The 18,091-nt window shown below is 42.0% G+C and carries 13 protein-coding genes; 10 read left to right on the forward strand and 3 right to left on the reverse strand.

The genetic code is table 11. The annotated features are described in order from the left end of the window. Positions 1 to 43 precede the first annotated feature (43 nt). The 3 genes from MKY83_RS03640 to MKY83_RS03650 all read left to right on the forward strand — a co-directional run bounded on the left by MKY83_RS03640 (position 44) and on the right by MKY83_RS03650 (position 4,386). Positions 44 to 1,174: a DEAD/DEAH box helicase gene (locus tag MKY83_RS03640; RefSeq protein WP_185108939.1), complete on the forward strand. Its 1,131-nt coding sequence runs from the start codon at positions 44 to 46 to the stop codon at positions 1,172 to 1,174. A gap of 144 nt (positions 1,175 to 1,318) precedes the next feature. After that, on the forward strand, positions 1,319 to 1,756 hold the full coding sequence (locus tag MKY83_RS03645) for a hypothetical protein (protein ID WP_185108941.1): 438 nt from the start codon (positions 1,319 to 1,321) through the stop codon (positions 1,754 to 1,756). Positions 1,757 to 1,959: 203 nt separating this feature from the next. Beyond that, positions 1,960 to 4,386: an ABC transporter permease gene (locus MKY83_RS03650; protein ID WP_185108943.1), complete on the forward strand. Its 2,427-nt coding sequence runs from the start codon at positions 1,960 to 1,962 to the stop codon at positions 4,384 to 4,386. Between the two features lie 77 nt (positions 4,387 to 4,463). Here MKY83_RS03650 and MKY83_RS03655 read toward each other — a convergent pair. The 3 genes from MKY83_RS03655 to MKY83_RS03665 form a co-directional block, all read right to left on the reverse strand. Further along, a protein-coding gene (locus MKY83_RS03655; RefSeq protein WP_340911867.1) for an IS3 family transposase occupies positions 4,464 to 5,614 on the reverse strand; the annotation gives its coding sequence in 2 pieces (ribosomal slippage) (positions 4,464 to 5,341 and positions 5,341 to 5,614; 1,152 coding nt in all). A 116-nt stretch (positions 5,615 to 5,730) separates the two neighbouring features. Continuing rightward, entirely contained in the window at positions 5,731 to 6,735 is a 1,005-nt protein-coding gene (locus MKY83_RS03660) for an NADP-dependent oxidoreductase (RefSeq protein WP_185108703.1), read from the reverse strand. Between the two features lie 108 nt (positions 6,736 to 6,843). After that, positions 6,844 to 7,233 (reverse strand): YfmB family protein, encoded by a 390-nt coding sequence (locus MKY83_RS03665; protein ID WP_003214189.1) that lies wholly within the window; start codon positions 7,231 to 7,233, stop codon positions 6,844 to 6,846. A gap of 221 nt (positions 7,234 to 7,454) precedes the next feature. Between MKY83_RS03665 and MKY83_RS03670 the strand changes: the two genes are divergently transcribed. The 7 genes from MKY83_RS03670 to MKY83_RS03700 all read left to right on the forward strand — a co-directional run bounded on the left by MKY83_RS03670 (position 7,455) and on the right by MKY83_RS03700 (position 17,987). After that, a complete protein-coding gene (locus MKY83_RS03670; RefSeq protein ID WP_044141254.1) occupies positions 7,455 to 7,802 on the forward strand; it encodes a general stress protein in 348 nt (115 codons plus the stop codon). Positions 7,803 to 8,749: 947 nt separating this feature from the next. After that, the gene (locus MKY83_RS03675; RefSeq protein ID WP_342488167.1) at positions 8,750 to 9,406 is read left to right on the forward strand and encodes a methyltransferase domain-containing protein; all 657 of its coding nucleotides are present in this window, start codon (positions 8,750 to 8,752) and stop codon (positions 9,404 to 9,406) included. Between the two features lie 278 nt (positions 9,407 to 9,684). After that, positions 9,685 to 10,410 (forward strand): GTP cyclohydrolase II, encoded by a 726-nt coding sequence (locus MKY83_RS03680; protein WP_342488168.1) that lies wholly within the window; start codon positions 9,685 to 9,687, stop codon positions 10,408 to 10,410. Between the two features lie 33 nt (positions 10,411 to 10,443). Further along, on the forward strand, positions 10,444 to 11,247 hold the full coding sequence (locus MKY83_RS03685; RefSeq protein ID WP_044141256.1) for an SUMF1/EgtB/PvdO family nonheme iron enzyme: 804 nt from the start codon (positions 10,444 to 10,446) through the stop codon (positions 11,245 to 11,247). Between the two features lie 4 nt (positions 11,248 to 11,251). Next, the gene (locus tag MKY83_RS03690) at positions 11,252 to 13,009 is read left to right on the forward strand and encodes a WD40 repeat domain-containing protein (protein ID WP_106067759.1); all 1,758 of its coding nucleotides are present in this window, start codon (positions 11,252 to 11,254) and stop codon (positions 13,007 to 13,009) included. A gap of 276 nt (positions 13,010 to 13,285) precedes the next feature. After that, positions 13,286 to 14,371, forward strand: a complete 1,086-nt coding sequence (gene ribD / locus MKY83_RS03695) for a bifunctional diaminohydroxyphosphoribosylaminopyrimidine deaminase/5-amino-6-(5-phosphoribosylamino)uracil reductase RibD (protein ID WP_185108705.1) — start codon at positions 13,286 to 13,288, stop codon at positions 14,369 to 14,371. Positions 14,372 to 14,483: 112 nt separating this feature from the next. After that, positions 14,484 to 17,987 carry a collagen-like repeat preface domain-containing protein gene (locus MKY83_RS03700; protein WP_342490543.1) on the forward strand — a complete coding sequence of 1,168 codons (3,504 nt, stop codon included), beginning with the start codon at positions 14,484 to 14,486 and terminating at the stop codon, positions 17,985 to 17,987. The last annotated feature ends 104 nt before the right edge of the window (positions 17,988 to 18,091 follow it).

Genomic DNA, 18,091 nt, shown 5'->3' on the forward strand with positions numbered 1-18,091 from the left:
GAGATACTAAAGGATAGATTGAATGAGGATAAAGGAGATCGACATGATAGAAAATTGGGCATTTTTAAAAGAAGCAAAGCCATTTATTCAAGAGAACTTCCAAGCGGCTGGCTTCGAAAAACCAACAGCTATACAAGAAAAAACAGCAGAATGGATTACGGAGAAGCGTGATGTGATTGCAGAATCGCCTACAGGAACGGGGAAGACACTGGCGTATGTGTTGCCGCTTTTAAATAAAATCGATGTGGATATCAAGCACCCGCAAGTCTTAATCTTGGCACCATCAAGAGAGCTTGTGATGCAAATTTTTGATGTCGTGCAAGCGTTCAAACAAGGATCAGACATCAAAGCGGTCTCCTTGATTGGTGGAGCGAACATCAAAAAGCAGCAGGAAAAACTAAAGAAACACCCGAACATCGTTGTCGCAACACCTGGCCGTGTACAAGAATTAATCAAAATCAAGAAACTGAAAATGCACGAAGTCAAAACGATCGTGCTAGATGAAGCAGATCAGCTTCTTGTGCCAGAGCATATGAAAACGATCCAAGCGATCATTAAATCCACATTAAAAGAAAGACAAATCCTTTGTTTTTCTGCGACACTGAAAGACGAAACGGTTCAACTGATTAAAGAAATGACGACTGAACCAGAAGTATTGAAAATTGCCAGAAGTGAGGAAGAAGCGCAGAAAGTAGGACACTATTATCTATTATGTGACCAGCGAGACAAAGTAAAACTACTGCAAAAGCTATCACGGCTTGAGGACATGCATGCGCTCGTCTTTGTGCGTGATATTACGAATTTAAGCATTTACGCAGAGAAATTGGCGTATCACCATGTCGACCTCGGTGTCCTTCATAGTGAAGCGAAAAAAGCAGAGCGTGCTATCATCTTAAAGGAATTTGAACAGCGTGAATTCCCACTTCTTCTTGCAACGGATATCGCAGCAAGAGGGATCGATATTGACGATCTGCCGTACGTGATCCATGCTGATCTGCCAAACGAAGAAGGCTATATCCACCGTTCAGGCAGAACCGGGCGCGCAGGAAAGGAAGGGGCTGTTATCAGCCTAGTCACACCTCAAGAGCATTCTATGCTTAAAAAAATGGCGAAAAAGCTAAATCTTTCGCTTCAGGAAATTGTTTATAAGCAAGGCCGAATTTTTTCTATATAAAAAATACAGGAAGAAACGATTACTTAAGATTAATGATCTAGTAATCGTTTTTTTGGCTGAAAATATTTTTTTTGGAATATATATTGATATGTAGAAAAAAATGTATTAAAATTATAAATGTATAAAATATAGGAGGTAAGGAAATTGAAAAAACATTTTAAAAAATTAACGGCTCTTGTAGTAATTGGGTTTTTTACTATTTTTGGTTTTGCTCATCTAGGAGAAGCAAGTACCCAAAAGTTTAGTATAGGAGGAAAAAACGATATAGTAAGAGCCGAAGTAAAAGGACCGGTAAAATATAAACTTAAAAATAAAACTACAAAAATTTATTCTAATGCTAGAATATATAATAAAATCACAGGAAATTATAGTAATAGCGTACACCGTTACAGTGTGGCAGTTCAGAAAAAAAATTTTATTGGGTTTGGTAAGAAATATATTGCTGAAAACTTTAAAACCCCTAATAAAAGTACCAAATCAATCGGCAAGGTCCAAGAAGGAAATTATAGAGTTATTGTAACTAAACATACTCAAACTAAAGATGGTGTGGGCCTAAATGGGTCTGGAGAAATTAGACAGTAATTTTCTAGTGAAGAGAGTATATTAGGTACGGCAAAAGAAGCATGAGTTCCCTCAACTTATTGAGGAGACCTCTCGCTTCTTTTCATTTATATGTATAATTTAATGATATATTAATATAAAGATCAATTTACTAAGAGATTATATTTGAATTCATAGTTAATTTGTATTTCTTTGATATATGTTAGTTATTCGAGGTGCATAGAATGATATTCAAGCTAGCTTTTAAGACAGTTTTATCGAAAAAATGGTTTTCAGCGTCGGTAATCATCTTAATGACATTATCTATGTTTATAATAACCTTCGGTGAGGCAGAAGCAAATAAATTAATTGAAAAGTTGGAAAGGAATACAACTAATAAGTATGGAGCCTTTCATGCAGTGGTCAATGGTATTAAACAAAATGAAGAAGATTATATAAAAGCTCAAAAGAGTATTAAGCATTACGGTATTATAAAAAACATGGGCTATACAAATTCTTTTAACAATACTAAATTGCCTGCAACTTTCGGTACCATGGATTTTCAAGCTAAAGAAATGGGCCATATAATAATTGAAAAGGGAAGATATCCAGAAAGGAATAACGAAGTAACTATTGAATCATATCTACAAGAGGCGTTTACTGGAAATGCAATTGGAGAAAAAGTTAAAATAAAAATAAATAACACAGAAAAATACTATAAAATAGTAGGCGTTATAAAAAATTACTCCTCAAATTGGACAACTCCAAATAACTATAAAATAGGAAAAACAAGCTATCCTAATGTTATATTTAACAATGATTTAATGAATAAAACGCAGCTTAATACTAGTGCACTGATAGAGCTAAATGAATATCATGACTTTGATGAAGCAGTTAAGGTTATAAATGATCTTTTTGATAAGTCAGAAAATGTGTATCTGAATACTAAATTTTTTGAGGAAGAATTTATTTATAAACAATCCATCCCTACTTTGCGACTTTCCTTTATTATAATTTCATTATTTATAATTTTAATTAGTTTAATTTATACGAAGAGTGTTCATTTTAAGAAGCAAGAGAATGAAATTGAAGAAATATTTAAATCATATGGCTTTAACAAAAAAAAGATTGTATTTTATTTTTTAAGCCAAGCTATTCTATTAACAGGTTTTGGTACTATTATATTCTTTTTGACAAATATTTTTATTAATGGTTTTTTTCAAGTCGATTTTTTAGGTATCTTATCTTGGTTAATAATATTATTCTGTGTTGATATTATTTATATTATGAAACAATCGACTTCTTTCTTCAATAGGAAATATTGTGGTAAAGAAAGTGTCAATATACCAAAGAAGAAGTTTGTAGAAGATAATGCATTTTCCTGGAAGGGGAATTTAACAATTATTGTTATTGTGGCGATATTTATACCGGTTTATTATATTTCGAATCTAATAGTTGAAGAAAACACTCCTAAAAAACTTAAAAATGAACCGGACTTTAGTCTTTTTGCAAAACAAACAGTAGCATATGATTTAGTTAACAATTACGTTATTGAAGATCAAAAAGCAAACACGTTTAAATTTAGAGATATTGAAAAGTTAGAGAAGGATGATACCATAAATTATATAGAAAAGGTTCCTTATTCGATTGGAACTTCTCTATCTGTAAATGAGAGTAATCTATCTCGATATTTAAAAAGTTGGGTTAGTAATATGAGTGAAAAAGATGATACATATCAAACACCTATTGATCTCGAAAATAAAATAAAAAAATTACCGATAAAAAAGAAGCTGACGCCAATACCTAATGTGAACTACTATGTTTTAAATAAACAAGAGTGGACTAGTTTAACAAGTAAATATAAGTTGAAAAATAAGTATCAAAGTGACTCCATTCTTATGTTCTTCCCTTCAATTAATGGAATGAAAGAGGACAAAATTAAAGATGGAGATAGTATAAAGTTAGAGAGAATAGATTTAGATGAAAAAAACGAAATTAAATATAAAGATTGGGATTTGAAAGTTGGAAAAATTATTAATAAAAGTTATACTTTAAACTTTAATGGTATACATATAGAGAACAGTGGTTTGTCTATTGCTATACCCGAAAGGCTAGTAAAAAATGAAAAGATATTCGAAGGTTATTTAGAATTATACATTTATCTAAAAGAAAAAGTAAGTGCCAAAGCATATGAAAAGACACAATTATCTATTAAGAAAATGTATGATAATAATCAGGAGGGTAACCACGAAAATAAACATGAACAAATTGAAAAACAACTTTCACTACTAAGTTTTATTAATAAACTGAGTAACATTCTAATTTTCAGTATTATTATTAATCTAGTTATCGTGTTAATGACTAAATTGAATTTCAAATTAAGAGAAAAACAACAATTCAATTCTGTGAATAAACCATCATCATTGAAACCACCTAATTGGACATTATGGGGTTTATTTAAAGAATTAATTATATGTTTCATGTATTCTTTTTTTATAGGTTTGCTCTTTATATATCTGATTGAAGTGAATTATAGTTCAGATTTGCTGCTTTCTATAAAAATATCCTTTTTGTTGGAAAGTTATGCTATTGTCAGTACAATTCTAGTTGGTTTAGTTTTTCTTTTATTTTTTCAAGATAAGAAATCTAAAAAAATTACCAATAATTATTAAATGTTTATTATATAAATAAAAAAAGACCCCGCCAAATGGGACTGACCCCCGTTTTTGAGACAGGGATCAAAACACCTTTATACAGCCAATTGCCGATAGTTTATCGGTGATTGGTTGTTTAGTTTCGTTTGAATACGAATGTTGTTATAATAATAAATGTATTCTTTGACAGTGCGTTCTACGATGCTGGTCGTAGTGCGGTCAATCCTGTTAAGATAGAACGTTTCAGACTTTAGTGAGGAATGAAACGATTCGATGGAGGCATTATCAGCGGGCGTCCCTTTACGGGACATGCTCATGGTAATGCCTTTTATATGAACAGCTTTCTGATACTCGTAAGATGTATACACAGAACCTTGATCGCTATGTAACACGCAATTCTCAGGCAGTGCTGGGAGCTGATTAAGTGTGTTTAAGATAAAGTCTGTGTCCTGCTTATCACCAATCGTAAAAGCAATCACTTCTCCATTATATAAATCCAATATACTGGAAAGGTACAATTGTTTCTGTCCATAAGGCAAATACGTGATGTCCGTTACTAGTTTTTCAAGAGGGCGATCAGACTGAAAGTTCCGATCCAGTATGTTATCGGCCACGGCATAGGGCTGCCCATTCTTCTTACGCTTTTTCATTTTAACCCGGCATTGCCACTGGTTTTTCTGCATGATGCGTTGAACAGTTTTATGGTTAATACGCATTCTCCTTTTTAGTATGGCTGTGATTTTTCGATAACCATATCGATATTTGTGCTTTCGGCACAACGTGCCGACCTGTTTCTCTAGTTGTCTTTTAGAATGATTCTGAGTCAGATCCTTTTTCCATCTATAATACGAAGTACGTAAGATGCCTAAATGGACACAGATGTCCTGTACCGTCATCGTTTTGCACAATTCTTCTACCAGTTTGATTGACGTTTCCTTATCAACTTCCTTTCCAATTCGTTGTACTTTTTTAAAACTTCATTCTGTTGACTCAAATAGCGATTTTCTGCCTGCAGTCTCTCTAATTCGGAAGAGTACTCGGGACCCTTTCCATAGGTATATTGTTTTCCAACAGGCTGTTCGAACCGGTGTGTATCCCCAGCTTTATGCCACCTCACCCATGTCTGAACCTGCGTCTTATTCTTGATATTCAATTTCTGCATGATCTCTTTCATAGGTACGCCTGCCAATCTCATTTCTACAGCCTTCTGTTTGACTTCAACCGGATAACTCACTCTTGTCCCCATAGAAAAAACACCTCCATGTTTTATTTCGGATCACAACGATCCATTTTCAAACTTGAAGGTGTTTTTTATTTGTCTCATCTTATGGGGTCAGTTCCAAATGGCAGGGTCCTTTCTTTTTATGAAATTTTGACTAGCTGTTTTCCGACATTTTCACCTTTGAATAATCCGAGGAATGCATCAGGAATGTTGTCAAAGCCTTCAACGATTGTTTCTTTATACGTCAGTTTGTCTTCTTTTACCCATTGTGCGAGATCTCTTGCTGCTTCTTCAAAACGATCTGAATAGTTGGCAACAATGAAGCCTTGCATCAATGCGCTTGTTTTAATGAGTTTTGTTTGCACACGCGGTCCGATGTCCTCGCTTGCGCTAATGTTATAAGACGAAATCGCGCCGCACACTGGAATACGTGCAAAGCGGTTTAAATGATTCATCACAGCATCAGAAATTTCGCCGCCTACATTGTCAAAATACACATCGACGCCGTTAGGGCATGCCTTTGCAATAGCATCATCTAAGTCATTTGTTGTTTTATAATTAATCGTTTCATCAAAGCCCAGTTCTTTTAAATAAGCCAGCTTATCATCAGATCCCGCAATCCCAACGACGTGAGCGCCTTTGATCTTAGCAATTTGCCCAACAACGGAACCAACAGCACCTGCGGCCCCAGAAATGACAACGGTCTCGCCTTCTTTTGGCTGACCAATCGCAAGAAGTCCGAAATAAGCGGTTTGTCCCGGCATGCCCAAAATGCCTAAATAATAGGACAATGGCGCAATAGATGGATCAATTTTAGTGAGAGATTCAGCTTTGGCCGTGGAATATTCTTGCCAGCCAAGGAATCCAAGAACAAAATCACCTTTTTCAAATTGAGGCGATTTAGACTCGACAACTTCTCCAACAACACCGCCCTGAATCACTTCATTTAGCTTGAATGGAGGTGTATAGGATTTTGTATCCTGCATTCGTCCTCTCATATAAGGATCTACAGAAACATATTTCGTTTGAATCAAGACTTCACCATCTTGCGGCACAGGTATATCGACTGTTTCAAAATGAAAAACATCTTTTGTAGGTAATCCTTGTGGACGTTTGGCTAATTGAATTTGCTTTTGTTGACTCATGTCAAATCCTCCCTTTCACTTGCAACCTAGATTTACATTAACATGTTGCTTCTTTTCATTCAAAACATACGGTCTATTTCAAACACATACAAAAAAGCAGCCGCCATCTCAGAGATGAGGACTACTTTTTTGGAAGTCAACAGAGAGGAGCGGCGGCAGACAGCCAAACAGCTGATACACGTCCGCATCACGTTCTTTTAACAAATATTCGTTCGCATTTTGCATAGAGGCTTTCATCATATCGCGCGTCACAAAAGGAAAAAGGATATTCAAGTATGAGGACAACAGGTCTTGTGGATCTTGTTCAATCGACTCGATATCTCCAATATTGATAATGATGGAAAAGAGATAATCAATGGAGATGCGAAAGTGCTGTTCAGCAAACAATGTAAGCGGCTTTGCTTTTGCTTCTTCAGGATTCCACTTTTGAAAAAGCTGTTTCACCAAATCACTGACAACCCAAGCATTAAACTGCTGTTCCGCTGAAAAGTAATACATCAGCTCTACCTCATTTCTAGCCTCCAGTACAAGAATTGTACAATAAAACAGCAGGGATGAACACAATATTTCAGAAAATTTAGTCATTTTTACAGGATTTTTGTCAAAAATAAGTCAATAGGCATGGCTAGTACACAATGTAAAATGGATGTGCTCAAGGAAGGTTTAATGATAAAAGTGACGGGTAAAAGATTCGTAAGACGCTAAAGGAGGAATATAAAATGAAACCTGTTGTAAGAGAGTATTCAAATGATGAAACACTTCAAAGAGATGTAGAGCAATTAAAATCACTCGGTGTTGCAAGAGAGGACATTTATGTTCTGTCCCATGACGATGATCGTACAGAGCGTATTGCTGAAAATGCAGATGCCAATACGATAGGTCCAAGAGAAGTTGGACTGAAACATGCTGTTGGAAACATCTTTAGTAAAAAGGGCGATGAGCTCCGAAATAAAATCCATGAAATTGGTTTCTCTAAAGAAGAAGCTGAAACATTTGAAGAACATTTAGACGAAGGGAAAGTCCTTCTCTTTGTGACAGACCATGAAAAAGTGAAAACTTGGGCATAAACGCCAACTGAAAAAAGTCTCTTACTTTCGTAAGGGGCTTTTTTTCATGCCTTCATCTCTGAAGGAGAGGATGCATCTTTTTTACTATATTAAGAAAAAATAGCAGATTGGAATAAACAGTAAATCATCTAATTGAAAATGCAGATATACCAAAGAAAATGATAGGAAATGAGAAAAGAATAGTCGAAATATCACAAAAATCTATTCGGGAAATAATTATTGTATCTTTCAATTTTTTTCAAAATGTAATGGGAATCTTGTGTAATTTAGTAGATAAATTTCTTAGTTCTATTGGTTTATGTTGTGTTTTTATGTAGAAATATGTGTTTTGAGGTCAAAAAACCACGAAAAATACCTGTATTTTCAATTAGAAAATTCATTTTAATATTTAGGAAATAATTTGTTGACAAAATAATCTAAAAACAATATATTTGGCTTATTCCAGTTGTTATGGAAGTAGTTGTTAAATTTCTGATGGGTTTATTCTAGGCACACTCTAGTGATAGGTGGTGGCATAAAACCAAGGTAAAAGCACTCGTGAAATTTCTACTAAAACATAAGAAAATGGTTTTTACATGAAGAAGAAATGATAGTCGATTTAAACAGTAGATGATCTTTCTACTATGATCACTTTGCAAAAGATATTCAAAAGACGTCGTATTCCTGTACAGAAGAGAAAGCGTTTTCAATAAAGGCAGTGAGTTGATCGAACGGTGAAGGAGGTGAACTCATATGAAAAAAAGAGATAACAAGCTGATGCGGTGTAGCTGTCAAATGGCTGCATATGAGGATGCATGCTGAAAAAGAAGAGTGAACATGTGGGATGCTTCTCTCCTTTTTCAGAAAACAGATTTCCTAAAAAATCCATCTTTCATTTTAACATAAGGTGTTTTGCTTGAAAATGACCTTTGCCCGAAAAATCGATTTTAATAGAAGGAGGTCCTGTGATGAAAAAAGCTTTGTACCATGAAGACAGTGGATTGTATCTAGAAAAAATGCGTATGGCATTTCAAGAACATTATGAGAAAAGAACAGATATGTGGTCTACTGATCCATCCTTAACAGATGCAGCTGTGATGTCATTAAAGGCATGGCGTTCAAGGGAAAAGAATGCACTTGCTGCTGTGCTCGATATCGGATGCGGGAACGGCCGGGCGCTGGAACATTTAAGCGGACTTTCCGCATATGTCGGCATCGACCTGTATGAGCATGAGGAGTGGGAAGGATTACAGAAAAGAGAAACGGTTCCTGTCCATTTTGTTCATCAAGATTTTATGTCCTGGTCGATGGGCCAGGGTCGAGGGATGCAGTTTGATTTAATTTTAGATCATGGCTGCTTTCATCACCAGCACCCTGATGATCATGAGCGTTATTTAAAACAGGTTTCCTCTTTGCTTCATGAAGGCGGCGTCTTCTCACTTGTTGTATGGGGAGAAGAGTGGAGAACAGGATTAATCGGAGAGGATGGCCGTTTCCACTTTTCGTTTTCAGACTCTCACCTTGGAGAAAGAATTTGTTCATCAGGTCTGGAGCTTGTATCGATTACACCATTAAAAGCAAAAGCCGGCATTAGCCAGCATCATGTCATTGCCGTCAAAATCTAGTACAAAGGTGAACACTCAAACGTAGCAGAGGTGTTCATTCTAAGAAACAGTATGTGCGCATCATGTAAGGGAAAGGCGTTATGAACCAAGAATTCTGCTCCTTTGTACTGGAAAAGACCTAGATTGACATATCGCTAGAATAGGTGGAATTAAGGTCTGAACGATGAGAGGAAACGCACATCTATGTTCTTTTAAGCCATGAGTGCAGACACATATTCATCACCATCACTGCGCTACCTGAGTCGATTTGGGTGCAGCGATGAATAGGGGGGAGACAAATGAACAAGTTTGTAGATGAATTACAATCAATGATTCATCATTTTACCTTTCAAGAAAAAAACTATTTGCTCGTGGGGCCAGTGAACCTTCCGATTTCCATTCAACATGAAGAAGTGCCATTTAAATGGTATGCCTTCGCACCTGCTGAAGGAGAGACAAAACCAACGATCGAATCTATTGTCAAAATGAGTACCGCGCAGCAAACCTTTTCCTCTTGTCTCTTATTTGGCGACTTTGAAAATGAAATGCCGCCGCTTGTGCGAATTCATAGTGTCTGCCAAACAGGGGATGTGTTTGGGTCACTGAAATGTGACTGCGGTCCACAGCTTGCGTTATCGCTGAAAAAAATCACTGATTACGGAAAAGGCATGCTCGTCTATATGGCCAATCAAGAAGGGCGGTCAATTGGGCTGATGGCGAAAGCATTGACGTATAAATTACAGGAAATGCAGCTGGATACTTTTGAAGCCAACCGTCTGATTGGCTGCGGAGATGATGACCGGCATTACGAGGAGGCAGCGGCTGTTCTGCACTATTTAAACAACGGGAAACCAATGCATCTCCTAACGAACAATCCAGATAAAGTCGATTCCATTGCTGCTTACGGTCTTCCTGTTTTACGGTTTGATCATACGGTCGAAGCCTCTCTCTATAATGAAGCCTATTTAAAAGCAAAAGCAGCCTCAGGACATATGGTCGATGAGAAAAAATTAATTAATCAGTAGATGAGTTTACTTTAAAGAAGGCGGGAGAAAAGCGTGAAACCTGAAATCAATTGGATTCAAATCCCAAGCGGCTATGCAACAATCGGAAGTAATGAAGAAGATATGAAAAAGGCATCAGAATTCTGGAAGGACAAGCTTCTCAATCCAACTTACGGCCGTGAGAAAAAATTTCAAAAATGGCTGTATAAAGAATTTCCATCCTATCAGTCGTATATCAATGAATTTTTCATTTCAGATACGGTCGTCACCAATGAATGGTATCAAAGCTATTGTGATGAAACAGGCCAGTCGTACCCGGAGAGCTTAACAAATCAAGAACTAGGCGGCGGGAAAGATCATCCGGCGTGGGGCATGGAGATCGAGGAAGCCTTCTCATTCTGTCAGTGGCTGAGCGGGAAACTCGGGATAGACGTGTCGATTCCTACTGAAGAAGAATGGGAATATGCTGCCCGGGGTAACACGAGAAATCAATACCCATGGGGAGATGAGTTTGACCCTTCTTACTGTAATACGTACGAATCAAATATCGAAAAAACGACGCCTGTCCGCCATTACGAAAAGGGAAGATCCTTATTCGGTCTTTATGATATGGGGGGCAACGTCGAGGAATGGGTCAACACCAAAAATCATGTGTACGAAGGCGGCATTGAGGTCGTAGATGATTTAACGGAAACGCTTGGCAGTGATTACTACATTTTAAAAGGCGGCTCCTTTGCAAGAGGCGGGGATTTATGCAGAGTCGCTAGAAGACACGGAAAGCACCCAGACCCTGTTTTTCGATTTACTGGGTTTCGTGTAATGACTCGTCAAAAACAACATATAAAGGTGGGAGTGTAAAACTATGCATAGAGGACCAATTACATCTGTTTTATCAACTCAGCAGGACCAAATTGTTTACACTGGCGGCTATGACCGCTGTATTTATCAGTGGAACCGGGCGACAGGAGAAGGAACGTTTATTGGAAGTCACGAGCATATCATTAACTCTTTATCTCTTTCTGAAAACGGAAAGTACTTAGCGAGTGCTTCGTCAGACTACACCATTCAATTGTATGATACAGGCACACATACTAGAATTCGCACCTTGTTTGGTCATGCGGATGATGTAGAAGCCGTTGCTTTTGCGAAGCAGGATACGTTGCTTGTATCGGTGTCCAGAGATAGAAGATGCTTAGTCTGGGATATCGAAACAGGAGCCATCCTAAGAGAATTTCATGGACATAGCAAGGATGTATTAGCTGTATGGATACACGGCGATAAAGCTTATACAACAGGTGATGATGGCTACGTTCTTGTATGGCTGTATGATACAGGAGAAATTGTAGGGGAAATCGGTCCGTTTGATTATGAGCTGGACACAATCAGCGGCAGCAATCAAAAAGAAGTGTTCGCACTTGGCAGAGACGATGGCACCGTTATTATTTATGATGCGGTGACGTTACAGGAGAAAAAAATCATCAAAGCTCATTTACAGGGCGTCAAGCGTGTGAACTTTTCTCCAAGCGGCAATTACTTGCTGACAGCAGGCTATGACCATTTAATTAAGCTGTGGAATTACGAAACAGGGGATTTAGTCGATACGCTGCTGCCTCATAAATATCAGTGGGAGCGCTCGCTTGTCTGGACGGAGGATGAGAAATCCATCCTAGGAGCCAGCTTTGGAAAAACGTATTGTGAATGGTCTATTGAAAAGGGGAAAGTTGTATCAGATGAGATCGAAATGGCGACACCATCTATTAATGATATTGCACTGACTGATGCGGGAGATATCATCACAGCATCAGATGACGGAAAATTCAGAAAGAATGGGATTGAAATCGCTAAATCGACAGGCGTTTTAACAAATGGAGTGGCTGTCGCACGAGATGGAAGCTATTATGCGTGGGGAGATCATGCAAGTCAGGTGCATATTGTTCATGAATCATTACAGCAAATGGTTTCGTTTGATCTCAATACAGGGCCGGTCAACAGTGTGTATTTCCACGAGGAGGACCGGCAATTCTATATTGGAACTTACGGCGGCTATGTACATGTCATATCGACGGAGCATTTAAAGGAAGTTGGCCGTTCCAAAGCACACGATTGTGCTGTGAAAGCACTAAAAGTAGAAGGAGATCATATCATCACAGCCGCAGTAGAAGGAACCATCTGTCTTTTAGATAAGAAGAGCTTGTCTTTAAAAGCGAAATATATCGGGGCGACAGAGCTGTTAAATGACGTATTCATTGATAGCAAAAGAGATCGTATTGCCATTGTCAGCCGTGACAAGAATGTGAGATTGTTTGATTTGCATACAGGAAGAATTTTAGACCAGCATAATGAACACCAGTATTCGATTAAATCGGTCTCTGTCACAGACTCTGGCTATATTGTGAGCGGAGATTATTGGGGCTATATCGTTGTGTGGAATCCAGAGCTTGGGGTCAATACCGGCCCAATTAGAATTGCCAAGAATGGAATTAGTGCCATCAGACAATTAGGCAATGATGTATACGCAAGCTCGTATGATGGTGGGATTTATCATATTCGAGAAGATGGCACGTATACCGAAGTACTGCGCTTATTTGAACAATTTCCAAAAGAAGTAATCTCTCATTAAGAAAAAGAATGTAAGCGGGGGATTCTCATGATAAGTGTTTGCAAGGAACATATGAAAAAAGGCCTGACTGTACTCAATTGTCCGCATGTGCTCCTCATTAATAAATATGAATGTCGCAAATGCTGTTTTTGTAAACAACGAGCATCATATAAACTTTTTTATTCCTTGCCTTACTATGATCGTTCTGAAAAGAAACGGATGGAAAAAATATGAGAATAGAACTCCTTCATTTCCTGAAGGAGTTCTTTCCCTTGAAAGAGAAGAAAGGAGACTCACATGAAAGACGATGTGTTTTATATGAAACTGGCGATTGCCAACGCAAAGGCAATGAAAGGGCAAACCTCCCCAAACCCGCTTGTCGGTGCAGTCATTGTACAGCAAGGTGAAATTGTTGGAATGGGTGCTCATATGAAGGCGGGCGAACCTCATGCTGAAATTCATGCACTGCACATGGCAGGAGAAAAGGCAGAAGGAGCTCATCTGTATGTAACGCTCGAACCTTGTTCGCATCATGGGAAAACGGGTCCTTGCACAGAAGCGATTATCAAAAGTGGTGTGAAACGAGTAGTCATTGCGACGCAAGATCCGAATCCGCTTGTAGCAGGGAAAGGGATTACCGTGTTGAAACAAGCAGGGATCGAAGTAGATGAAGGAATATGTAAACAGGAGGCGGACCGCTTAAATGTGCCTTTTTTTCATTTCATTCAATCAGACCTTCCTTACGTCATATTAAAATCAGCTATTTCAATAGATGGGAAAATTGCAACGGCTGATCAAGAAAGCAAATGGATCACTGGAACAGAAGCGAGAACAGAAGTGCAGCGTTTACGTCAAGAAGCAGATGCGGTACTTACAGGAGTGGAAACGATTATTCAAGATGATGCAGGTTTAATTGTGAAGGATTCATTCATCACTCAGCCCATTCGTGTCATTTTAGATTCAACATTAAGGATTCCGCTTCATTCCAAATGCTTAACAGATCATATGGCAGAAACCATAATTTGTACCTCACGAATATACGATCAAAAAAAGTATGATCAGCTTGTGCAAAAAGGGTATGAAGTATTTGTCACAAACGGGGAACAACGGACAGATATTCATGAAGTGTTAAACATGTTAAAGAAGCGTTCTGTGATGTCGGTACTTGTAGAGGCAGGAGGAAGCGTGAGTGCATCATTTTTAGAAGCGTCACTTGTAAATGAAGTTGTTATTTATATGGCACCTTTATTGATAGGTGGAAAACATGCGCCTACTTTCTTCGAAGGAGAAGGTGTGAAAAAACTAAAAGAGGCGATCCGTCCAGCGGATATTGAATATAGTATGGTAGGAAAAGATTTAAAAATGACGATGAGATTTCAATGAAGAGAAAACCTTGTGCATGGAGCGCAAGGTCTTTTCAATTTTTCCAAATAAAAATAAAAATGTACATACACCTTTCACCATGGGGATGAATACAATGGATGGGGGTGATTCTATGAAAAGGTGTAGACAATGTGGAAAAACCTATCCCTTTCATTCTAAAGGCCATTACCAAAAAGGAAGCTGGTATGATGCGTATAAGGATGATGGATGGGAATGTGATAGTTGTAAGAAAGAAAAAACAAGAAAACCAGTGAAAAATTCTTGCTGCGGAAAAGACCCTTGTGTTTGTGTCATTCAAGGTCCGCCAGGCGGGAGAGGAAGGAGAGGCCCAGCAGGTCCAACGGGTCCAACAGGTCCAACGGGACCAGGAGTAGGAGCCACGGGAGCCACAGGTGCAACCGGAGCCACGGGAGCAGCGGGAGCCACAGGAGCCACGGGAGCCACAGGAGATCCAGGTGCAACCGGAGCCACAGGAGATCCAGGTGTAACCGGAGCCACAGGAGCAACCGGAGCCACAGGAGCCACAGGAGCAGCGGGAGCCACGGGAGCCACAGGAGCAACCGGAGCCACAGGAGCCACAGGAGCCACAGGTGCACCCGGAGCCACGGGAGCCACAGGAGCAACCGGAGCCACAGGAGATCCAGGTGCAACCGGAGCCACAGGAGATCCAGGTGTAACCGGAGCCACAGGAGCAACCGGAGCCACAGGAGCCACAGGAGCAGCGGGAGCCACGGGAGCCACAGGAGCAACCGGAGCCACAGGAGCCACAGGAGCCACAGGTGCAACCGGAGCCACGGGAGCCACAGGAGATCCAGGTGTAACCGGAGCCACAGGTGCAACCGGAGCCACGGGAGCAGCAGGAGCCACGGGAGCCACAGGAGATCCAGGTGCAACCGGAGCCACAGGTGCAACAGGAGTCACCGGAGCAACTGGAGCCACAGGAGCAACCGGAGCCACAGGAGCCACAGGAGCCACAGGTGCAACCGGAGCCACGGGAGCCACAGGAGATCCAGGTGTAACCGGAGCCACAGGTGCAACCGGAGCCACGGGAGCAGCAGGAGCCACGGGAGCCACAGGAGATCCAGGTGCAACCGGAGCCACAGGTGCAACAGGAGTCACCGGAGCAACTGGAGCCACAGGCGTAACCGGAGATACCGGTGCAACCGGAGCCACGGGAACCGCAGGAATAGCAGGAGTCACAGGAGCGACAGGAGATACCGGTCCAACCGGAGTCACGGGAGCCACAGGTGTAACTGGAGTGACAGGAGTCACAGGAACGACAGGAGATACCGGTCCAACCGGAGCCACGGGAACCGCAGGAATAGCAGGAGTCACAGGAGCGACAGGAGATACCGGTGCAACCGGAGCCACGGGAACCGCAGGAATAGCAGGAGTCACAGGAACGACAGGAGATACCGGTCCAACCGGAGCCACGGGAGCCACAGGAATAGCAGGAGTCACAGGAGCGACAGGAGATACCGGTGCAACCGGAGCCACGGGAACCGCAGGAATAGCAGGAGTCACAGGAGCGACAGGAGATACCGGTCCAACCGGAGTCACGGGAGCCACAGGTGTAACCGGAGTGACAGGAGTGACAGGAGTCACAGGAGCGACAGGAGATACCGGTCCAACCGGAGTCACGGGAGCCACAGGTGTAACCGGAGTGACAGGAGTGACAGGAGTCACAGGAGCGACAGGAGATACCGGTCCAACCGGAGCCACGGGAGCCACAGGAGATCCAGGTGTAACCGGAGCCACAGGAGCCACAGGAGCCACAGGAGCAGCGGGAGCCACAGGAGATCCAGGTGCAACCGGAGCCACAGGTGCAACAGGAGTCACCGGAGCAACTGGAGCCACAGGCGTAACCGGAGATACCGGTGCAACCGGAGCCACGGGAACCGCAGGAATAGCAGGAGTCACAGGAGATACCGGTCCAACCGGAGTCACGGGAGCCACAGGTGTAACCGGAGTGACAGGAGTCACAGGAACGACAGGAGATACCGGTCCAACCGGAGCCACAGGAATAGCAGGAGTCACAGGAACGACAGGAGATACCGGTCCAACCGGAGCCACGGGAGCCACAGGAATAGCAGGAGTCACAGGAGCGACAGGAGATACCGGTCCAACCGGAGCCACGGGAACCGCAGGAATAGCAGGAGTCACAGGAGCGACAGGAGCCACGGGAGCCACAGGAGCCACAGGAGCAGCGGGAGCCACAGGAGATCCAGGTGTAACCGGAGCCACGGGAGCCACAGGAGATCCAGGTGTAACCGGAGCCACAGGAGCCACAGGAGCCACAGGAGCAGCGGGAGCCACAGGAGCCACGGGAGCCACAGGAGATCCAGGTGTAACCGGAGCCACAGGAGCCACAGGAGCCACAGGAGCCACAGGAGCAGCGGGAGCCACAGGAGCAGCGGGAGCCACGGGAGCCACAGGAGATCCAGGTGTAACCGGAGCCACGGGAGCAGCAGGAGCCACGGGAGCCACAGGAGATCCAGGTGCAACCGGAGCCACAGGTGCAACAGGAGTCACCGGAGCAACTGGAGCCACAGGCGTAACCGGAGCCACGGGAACCGCAGGAATAGCAGGAGTCACAGGAGATACCGGTCCAACCGGAGTCACGGGAGCCACAGGTGTAACCGGAGTGACAGGAGTCACAGGAACGACAGGAGATACCGGTCCAACCGGAGCCACAGGAATAGCAGGAGTCACAGGAACGACAGGAGATACCGGTCCAACCGGAGCCACGGGAGCCACAGGAATAGCAGGAGTCACAGGAGCGACAGGAGATACCGGTCCAACCGGAGCCACGGGAACCGCAGGAATAGCAGGAGTCACAGGAGCGACAGGAGATACCGGTCCAACCGGAGTCACGGGAGCCACAGGTGTAACCGGAGTGACAGGAGTGACAGGAGTCACAGGAGCGACAGGAGATACCGGTCCAACCGGAGCCACGGGAGCCACAGGCGTAACCGGAGCCACAGGTGTAACCGGAGCGACAGGAGTCACAGGAGATACCGGTCCAACCGGAGTCACGGGAGCCACAGGCGTAACTGGAGCGACGGGAGACACCGGCCCAACCGGAGCCACAGGTGTAACCGGAGCGAGTGCGATTATTCCAGTTGCATCAGGTACCCCTGCTGTCTTGACTACAATTGCAGGCGGTCTTGTTGGAACATCTAGCTTGGTCGGATTTGGTAGCTCTGCAACAGGCGTTAGCATACTTGGTGGTATCATCGACTTAACAGGTGCAGCAGGTACGCTTTTAAATATGGCAATCTCTGTACCAAGAGATGGTACTATTACTTCATTTGCCGGATACTTTAGTACTACGGCAGCATTGACTTTAGTCGGCACGAGTATTACAGTGACAGCTAGATTATTTGCTTCGCCGACACCAAATAACAGCTTCACTCAAGTAGCGAGTGTCACGTTGGCACCACCATTAACGGGGATTTTAACTCTTGGTGCCATTTCAAACGGCATTGCTACTGGTCTGAATGTGCCAGTTACAGCAGAAACAAGATTACTGGTTGTATTCTCTGCGACTGCAACAGGCTTATCTTTAATTAACACCGTGGCAGGTTATGCGAGTGCAGGCTTATCCATCACGTAATTGAAACAGGGATGACTCGATTTGAGTCGTCCTTTTTTGTTTGCATGAATTTTCTCTTAACTTCGCAAGAAAAAATGATATGATTTTCTTAGAGTTTATTCGAT

The sequence above is a fragment of the Bacillus sp. FSL M8-0266 genome (genome assembly GCF_038613425.1).
Taxonomy (GTDB): Bacteria; Bacillota; Bacilli; order Bacillales; family Bacillaceae; genus Bacillus; species Bacillus pumilus.

What these genes read in the sequence shown, in the direction of transcription:
- MKY83_RS03640 (WP_185108939.1), top strand. Translation starts at nt 44, where the DNA reads ATGATAGAAAATTGGGCATTTTTAAAAGAAGCAAAGCCATTTATTCAA.
- MKY83_RS03650 (WP_185108943.1), top strand. Translation starts at nt 1,960, where the DNA reads ATGATATTCAAGCTAGCTTTTAAGACAGTTTTATCGAAAAAATGGTTT.
- MKY83_RS03660 (WP_185108703.1), bottom strand. Translation starts at nt 6,735, where the DNA reads ATGAGTCAACAAAAGCAAATTCAATTAGCCAAACGTCCACAAGGATTA.
- MKY83_RS03665 (WP_003214189.1), bottom strand. Translation starts at nt 7,233, where the DNA reads ATGTATTACTTTTCAGCGGAACAGCAGTTTAATGCTTGGGTTGTCAGT.
- MKY83_RS03670 (WP_044141254.1), top strand. Translation starts at nt 7,455, where the DNA reads ATGAAACCTGTTGTAAGAGAGTATTCAAATGATGAAACACTTCAAAGA.
- MKY83_RS03675 (WP_342488167.1), top strand. Translation starts at nt 8,750, where the DNA reads ATGAAAAAAGCTTTGTACCATGAAGACAGTGGATTGTATCTAGAAAAA.
- MKY83_RS03680 (WP_342488168.1), top strand. Translation starts at nt 9,685, where the DNA reads ATGAACAAGTTTGTAGATGAATTACAATCAATGATTCATCATTTTACC.
- MKY83_RS03690 (WP_106067759.1), top strand. Translation starts at nt 11,252, where the DNA reads ATGCATAGAGGACCAATTACATCTGTTTTATCAACTCAGCAGGACCAA.
- ribD (WP_185108705.1), top strand. Translation starts at nt 13,286, where the DNA reads ATGAAAGACGATGTGTTTTATATGAAACTGGCGATTGCCAACGCAAAG.
- MKY83_RS03700 (WP_342490543.1), top strand. Translation starts at nt 14,484, where the DNA reads ATGAAAAGGTGTAGACAATGTGGAAAAACCTATCCCTTTCATTCTAAA.